This window comes from Williamwhitmania sp. (assembly GCA_035529935.1).
GTDB lineage: Bacteria > Bacteroidota > Bacteroidia > Bacteroidales > Williamwhitmaniaceae > Williamwhitmania.
In genome coordinates, this window is the sequence record DATKVT010000221.1 from 1 (window position 1) to 7,008 (window position 7,008).

Sequence of the window (7,008 nt, forward strand, 5' to 3'; positions counted from 1 at the left end):
GCGCACTATGCCCTAGCTGAGCTGGAGGCCAAGGGCATGCTTAAGACTTTAATAACTCAAAATATCGACAATCTGCACCAGAAGGCGGGAACGCAACATATTTTTGAGTTTCATGGTAATTCACAAAAGTTGGTTTGTACCAGATGTAATGCGCACTATATTCCATCGGATGTGAACCTGAACATTTTACCGCCCATGTGTATTAAGTGCGGTTCCCTACTCAAACCCGATTTTGTGTTTTTTTCTGAAGGTATTCCTGAGGCAGCCTATGCTGGTTCCGTTAATGCTGCCGAGCATTGTAAGGTTATGCTTTTGGTTGGCACCACTGGAGAGGTAATGCCTGCTGCTGCCATGCCTTCCATTGCCAAATCGCATGGTGCCAAAATTATTGAAATAAACTTGGAGGCATCTGCTTTTACGAGTCGATACACCGATATTTTTCTTGGTGGAAAGGCGGGTAGCGTGTTACCTCAGCTGGTGAATGCAACTTTGCATTAGCTGGTGCACAATTAGGATTATGGGAACTTCTTCTTTGACATGGTTCTTTCTTTACCTATTGCCATTCTCCTATTCGCTATTTTCAATCCTTAATTCATTTTAGGAAGCGATTTCACTGGTGAAATCGCTTTTTCTGTCGGTATAAATGCCCCTTCTGTCGTAATGATTTGTAATAAGGCCTGTTGGTAGCCGAAATTGCGGCAAAATACTAATAGGATATGAAAAAAAATCTTAAAAATTTTAAATACCGGAGTGGTGGTTGGTTGATGCTTTTACTGCTGTTGCCCAGCTCCCTTTTGGTAGCGCAGGAAAAAGCCATTAGCGATACAACAGCGTGGGACCTGAATCATTGCATTTCGTATGCATTGCAGAATAATATTCAGGTTAACAGCCAAAAGTTGAACGAGTTGTCTACGCAAGCGGATCTTTTAAGAGCCAAATCGCAACGGCTGCCAACCTTAAGTGCCTCGATATCCGACAACCTTTCCAATAGCAAGGACTTTACGGGCAGTGCTAATGGAAGTTGGAGTTCTACCAATGCATTATCGGGTGGTTTAAATACAAGCATGACCCTTTACAATGGAGGGGCGATAAATGCTGGAATTGCTCAGAATAAGCTACAACTTGATATTGCAAAGTTGAGCACCGAACAGGCAAAAAATAGTATTACGCTTTCTATTACACAGGCCTATCTTAGTGTGCTGTATGCCAGGGAGTCATACGATTATGCTAAGGATGTACTTGCTGCATCGGAGCAGGAACTAAAGCAATCGCAGCAATATTTTGCTGCAGGCAAAATCGCCAAAACGGACTTGGTGCAGATGCAGTCCCAATATGCTGCTGACCAGTACTCTGAAGTAACAGCAGAAAACACCCAAATTTTGCAGACCACAGTTTTAAAACAGCTATTGGAAATTCCGGTTATTGACACGTTTAAGGTTTACTACCCAAGTGCTGAAAAACTTTCAGTTGTTGCCCCACTGCCCACTAAGCAGGATGCTTTTAATATGGCCCTTAAGGCAATGCCGGAAATTAAGAGCAGCCAGCTACAAAATAAGGTTTCTGAGTTGGGTTTGAATATCGCACGATCAGGCTATCTGCCATCGTTGAGTCTTAGCGGAAATCTATCAACTAATTACAGTAACTATTCAAATCAAGCATTCTCTGGTCAACTCTCCGACAACCAGCTTCAGCGGATTGGTCTCACCCTAAGCATCCCAATTTTTAGCCAAAATGCGGTTAAGACTAGCGTGCAGAAGTCTGTGATCAATATTAAGCAGTCGGAACTCAACAGTCAGACCACTGAAAAAAATCTTCTACAGGAGGTAGAAACAGCCTATCAGAATGTAGTTACAGGCCAAATGCGTTATAACGCCGCAAAGGTTCAGCTTGAGGCTGCTCAGGAGAGTTACAACTTATCGCTGCAACAGTTTAACCTTGGAATGTTAAGCGCAATAGATCTTCTTAATCTTAAGAATACCCTGTTAAATGCTGAATCACAACTTATTCAGGCAAAATATTCACTCATTTTAAACCAAAAGGTGCTCGATTTCTACATGGGCAACCCAATATCACTTTAAAAAACAAAGTCATGAATAGAAAATACATAATATTCGGAGGTGCAGCGTTACTAATAGCTGTGATTATTTTTTGGAGAGTCTTATATTCCAAGGAGGAGGCTAAGGTTAAGGTTGAAACCACCGTTGTTTCAAAGGGGGATATTACAAACTCCGTGACCGCAACCGGAACCATTGAACCTATTGAGAAGGTGGACGTAGGTACTCAGGTGTCTGGAGTAATTGATAAGTTGTTTGTTGATTTTAACTCCCATGTTAAGAAGGGTCAAATACTGGCTGAACTTGATAAATCAACGCTTTTAGAAAGGTTGAAGCAGACAAAGGCAAGTTTGGAATCGGCCCAGAATGAATTGACTTATCAGGATGAGAACTTTAAACGCAGCAGTAAGCTGCACGATGCTGGGCTTTTGAGTGATACAGACTTTGAAACAGCACAGTACAACTACAATGCGGCCAAGGCCAACTTTGATGGCCTGGAATCGCAGCTTCGACAAGCACAAGTAAACTTAGCCTACGCGACCATCTATTCTCCAATTGATGGTATTGTACTTTCCCGTGCCGTAGAGCAAGGTCAAACGGTTGCCGCCAGCTTTAGCACTCCTACGCTGTTTACCATTGCTAATGACCTTGCCAAGATGCAGGTTGAGGCCAACGTTGACCAAGCCGATATAGGTCAGGTTAGCTTAGGCCAGCGAGTTACTTTCACCGTAGATGCTTATCCTGATGATATTTTTAATGGCACCGTTACGCAGATACGGCTTCAACCAACCACGACCTCCAATGTGGTTACCTATACCGTGATTATCAACGCGCCAAATCCTGAATTAAAACTAAAGCCAGGTCTTACCGCAAATATCACCATTATAACCAAGGAGAAGGATGGTGTTCTGTTGGTTCCTGCTAAAGCACTTCGATATACGCCAACCATGGAATTGGCCGGTCTATATACGTTTGAACAATCGAATTTTGGCGATTCCACGCACCGTCACAAGCATAGTTCCGGAAATTGGAATGGAGCTGGAGCTGCCAAGCAGTGGGCCGCAATGGGTGCCTCAAACATAACTGCAAGTGCTATAGATAGCGCAAAAGTTAGCCACGGTATTGTTTATGTGCTCAGAAACGATACCATATTCCTAAGGCATGTTAGGAAGGGCATGGATGATGGTGTCTCTGTTGAAATTGAAAGAGGTTTACATGAGGGAGATTCTTTAGTGATTGGGCAGACACAGATTACTAAGGTTGCTGAAAATGAATCCAGAAGCCCTTTCATGCCACGTATGCCACATAGGGGCAGTCGAAATAGTAGTGCAAGCAATAAAAGACCAAACTAAAGTGCCATGAAGGATTCAATCATCCGTATAGATGAGTTGCAACGAAACTTTACGGTAGGGAGCGAAATAGTTCGTGCGTTGAAGGGGGTTTCCTTCAGCGTGCAGCAGGGTGAGTTTCTTACCATAATGGGGGCCAGCGGCTCAGGAAAATCAACTCTTTTGAATATATTGGGGTGCCTGGATAAGCCTACCCATGGACAATATTTTCTGGATGAGGTTCCAGTTGCAGATCTTTCCAGAAACGAATTGGCAAGATTGAGGAACCTCAAGATTGGGTTTGTATTCCAATCGTTCAATCTATTGCCACGAACTTCCGCCCTAGAGAATACCGAGCTGCCATTGCTATACAACCCTAAAGTTTCTTCAAAAGAGCGAAGGGAAAGAGCAATTGCGGCGCTCGAAGCGGTTGGATTGGCAAACCGAATGGACCATACTCCAAGCCAACTTTCTGGTGGACAGCAGCAGCGCGTGGCCATTGCACGTGCTCTGGTAAACGATCCGGTTATGATATTGGCTGATGAGGCAACTGGGAACCTTGATACCCGAACTACCTACGACATAATGGCTCTTTTTCAAGATCTGAACAGAAGAGGGAAAACCATTGTATTTGTAACTCACGAGCCGGATATTGCTACACTTAGTAGCAGAACAGTTACCCTACGTGATGGAATTATAATTAAGGATGAGGTTAACGAGAAGCCTCTTTCGGCTTTAGACATGCTGCATAGCTTGCCAATTAACGACAATGAAAACTAATAGGCCATGAATACATTTAATTTGATTAGAATCGCACTCAGGGCTATGCTTCGCAACAAGATGCAGACTTTTCTCACCATGTTGGGAATTATCATTGGCGTGGCCTCCGTTATTGCCATGCTGGCCATCGGGCAAGGTTCAAAGCAGAGCATCGAAACGCAGATATCAGCAATGGGAACCAACATGATTATGGTTCGGCCAAATAGCGAGTTGCAGGGCGGGGTAAGGTTGGATGCTAGCACAATGCAAACTCTCACATTGGCCGATGTTTCAGCAATTAAAAAGGATTGCGATCAGGTGGCTGCAGTTTCGGCTATGGTTTCTGGTAGAGGGCAAGCCATATATGCAGCAAATAATTGGCCTACTCAAATTCAAGGCGTTGGTCCTGATTTTCTTGAAATCCGAAAAATGGATATTCAAGATGGAGTAATGTTTACTGACAAGGACGTTGAGCAGGCAGCCAAAGTTTGCGTTTTAGGACAAACCGTTGTCACCAATCTATTTCCTGATGGGAGTTCACCAATAGGCAGAAGCATTCGCTTTGCCAATATTCCGTTTAAGGTAATTGGAGTTTTAGTACCTAAAGGGGAGAATACTTTTGGACAGGACCAGGATGATATTATTTTGGCACCTTTTACTACTGTTCAAAAAAGAATCCTTGCAATCACTTATGTCCAGAGTATCTATACATCGGCCGTCAATGAAAATGCATCGGATGCAGCTGTTGCCCAAATATCGGAGGTGCTGAGGCGAGATCATAAGTTAAAACCAACGCAGGACGATGATTTCTCGGTTCGTACGCAGGCGGAGCTGATTAAAACATTCAGCTCAACGAGCCAAATGCTTACCGTGCTGTTGGCAGCCATTGCTGGTATATCCTTGTTTGTTGGGGGTATTGGTATTATGAATATTATGTTTGTGTCGGTTACCGAACGTACCCGCGAAATAGGCCTACGTATGGCCATTGGTGGGAGAGGTGTCGATATCATGGTTCAATTTTTAATGGAGGCCATAATGATTAGCATGGCGGGTGGACTAATAGGTGTTATTCTAGGTGTAACAACATCATATACTTTATCTTATGGGTTAGGTTGGCCAGTGCTTATTACCAACTTTTCCATTATCATCTCATTCTTAGTTTGTGCCGTAACGGGGGTTTTCTTTGGCTGGTATCCTGCAAGAAAGGCATCGAACCTTGATCCAATTGAGGCTTTACGTTATGAATAGTATTGTATAACTTTAGCAAGTATTACTATGAAAAAGATAGCTATCATCATTTTTGCCTTGACTTCCTCTGTAAGCCTCTTTGCACAGGAGCCTGATCAACCAGAGCGAGCTGAGCGACCACGAATGGATCCGATGGAAATGGCCAAGAAAACCGTGAGCAAGATTAGTGAGGAAATTACACTGCAGTTTGTCCAGCAGGACTCTCTTACAGCCATCTTTACGAAATTTTATTCTGAAATGGGTAAAAGCCGCGAATCGGGTGATTATTCGGCTGTGAAGCAGCTTAAATCTGATCGGGATGCAAAGGTTAAAGCCATGCTCACCCCTGCAAATTATGAACTTTACGTTAAGTTTATGAAAAAGCAGCAGGATCAATTCCGTAGCAATCGATCGGGAGGTGGCCATGGCCAAGGTGGTCGAGGTCGTGGAGGATTTGGCGGACAAATGCAACAAGGAGGAGTTGAAAATTAGCTTATCATTGTAGCAATGAACTTGATTCATATAACAAAAAAATCTGCAATCCAGATTGCCCTGCACCTATTGGTCTGGGCCTTCTGGTTTGCTGCTCCGTTCCTGTTTCAGGGTAATGAAAATCAGCATGAGTTTACTGCACATCTTTACCGGATGTGGATTCCTATGCTTTTTTCGGTAGTGCTTTTCTATTTGAATTATTTTTTATTGGTTGGGCATTACCTCTTTCACCAGAAAGTTTGGACTTTCGTTTTAATAAATCTGGTTGCCGCCATCCTGTTCGTTTTGGTTGCGGAAGAAATTAGGCGCTTGCTGCCACCGTTCAGTTTTCCTGCTAATACAAATTATCCACATCCACCGCAGGTATGGTTGTCGAGTAGGCTTTTCTTTTCCTACCTATTCGTGATAAGCATTAGCGTTACCATTCGGGTAACTGGCCGATGGTTTTTACTGGAAACGGAGCATAAAAATCTTGAAAACGCCAACCTGCGTAGTGAGTTAAGCAACTTGAAGATGCAGCTCAATCCGCACTTCCTATTCAACACCCTTAATAATATTTATTCGCTAATCGGGTACTCTCCCGAAAAAGCACAGGAATCGGTTCATCGGCTGGCGAAGCTTATGCGCTACCATCTTTATGAGACTAATACCGAATTGGTATCTCTTTCAGGTGAGGTGGAATTTTTAAAGAGCTACATTGCGCTTATGCAGCTGCGTACCACCGATAACGTAAGCGTTGAGTCTCAGTTTAATGTGGAAAATCAATCGACGCAAATTGCTCCACTGCTATTTATCTCTTTGGTGGAGAATGCTTTTAAGCACGGCGTAAACCCGGTTAGTCCTTCATTTATTCGGGTTGAGATGGTGGAGCATAGCCAAATTGTTTCGTTTGAAACATGGAATACCAATTTTCCTTCCAAGGAGTTGAACGATCAAAATGCGGGCATCGGTATGGAGAACCTACGGAAAAGGCTTCTCCTTATTTATCCGGGGAGGCATAATTTTCAGCAAACCCTAGAAAAGGATGTATTTCATGTAAAAGTGGTGATTCAGCTATGAGGTCGCTTCGCTGCATAATTGTTGATGATGAGCCATTAGCTCTTGACCTGATCGAGAGCTATGTTAGGCGTACGCCTTTTTTGGAGTTG

7 protein-coding genes are annotated in these 7,008 nt (G+C 43.4%); all 7 read left to right on the forward strand.

Features of this window, described 5'->3' with window-relative positions; all coding sequences use genetic code 11:
• The coding region (locus VMW01_16765) for a Sir2 family NAD-dependent protein deacetylase (GenBank protein ID HUW07900.1) at positions 1–498 on the forward strand (498 nt) is incomplete at its 5' end.
• 218 nt (positions 499–716) lie between these two features.
• Positions 717–2,078 (forward strand): TolC family protein, encoded by a 1,362-nt coding sequence (locus VMW01_16770; protein ID HUW07901.1) that lies wholly within the window; start codon positions 717–719, stop codon positions 2,076–2,078.
• Between the two features lie 11 nt (positions 2,079–2,089).
• On the forward strand, positions 2,090–3,406 hold the full coding sequence (locus VMW01_16775) for an efflux RND transporter periplasmic adaptor subunit (protein ID HUW07902.1): 1,317 nt from the start codon (positions 2,090–2,092) through the stop codon (positions 3,404–3,406).
• A gap of 6 nt (positions 3,407–3,412) precedes the next feature.
• Positions 3,413–4,162 (forward strand): ABC transporter ATP-binding protein, encoded by a 750-nt coding sequence (locus tag VMW01_16780; GenBank protein ID HUW07903.1) that lies wholly within the window; start codon positions 3,413–3,415, stop codon positions 4,160–4,162.
• 6 nt (positions 4,163–4,168) lie between these two features.
• Positions 4,169–5,389, forward strand: coding sequence for an ABC transporter permease (locus tag VMW01_16785; GenBank protein ID HUW07904.1), 1,221 nt, complete (start codon positions 4,169–4,171; stop codon positions 5,387–5,389).
• 27 nt (positions 5,390–5,416) lie between these two features.
• A complete protein-coding gene (locus tag VMW01_16790) occupies positions 5,417–5,860 on the forward strand; it encodes a hypothetical protein (protein ID HUW07905.1) in 444 nt (147 codons plus the stop codon).
• A 15-nt stretch (positions 5,861–5,875) separates the two neighbouring features.
• Positions 5,876–6,919 carry a sensor histidine kinase gene (locus tag VMW01_16795; GenBank protein HUW07906.1) on the forward strand — a complete coding sequence of 348 codons (1,044 nt, stop codon included), beginning with the start codon at positions 5,876–5,878 and terminating at the stop codon, positions 6,917–6,919.
• The last annotated feature ends 89 nt before the right edge of the window (positions 6,920–7,008 follow it).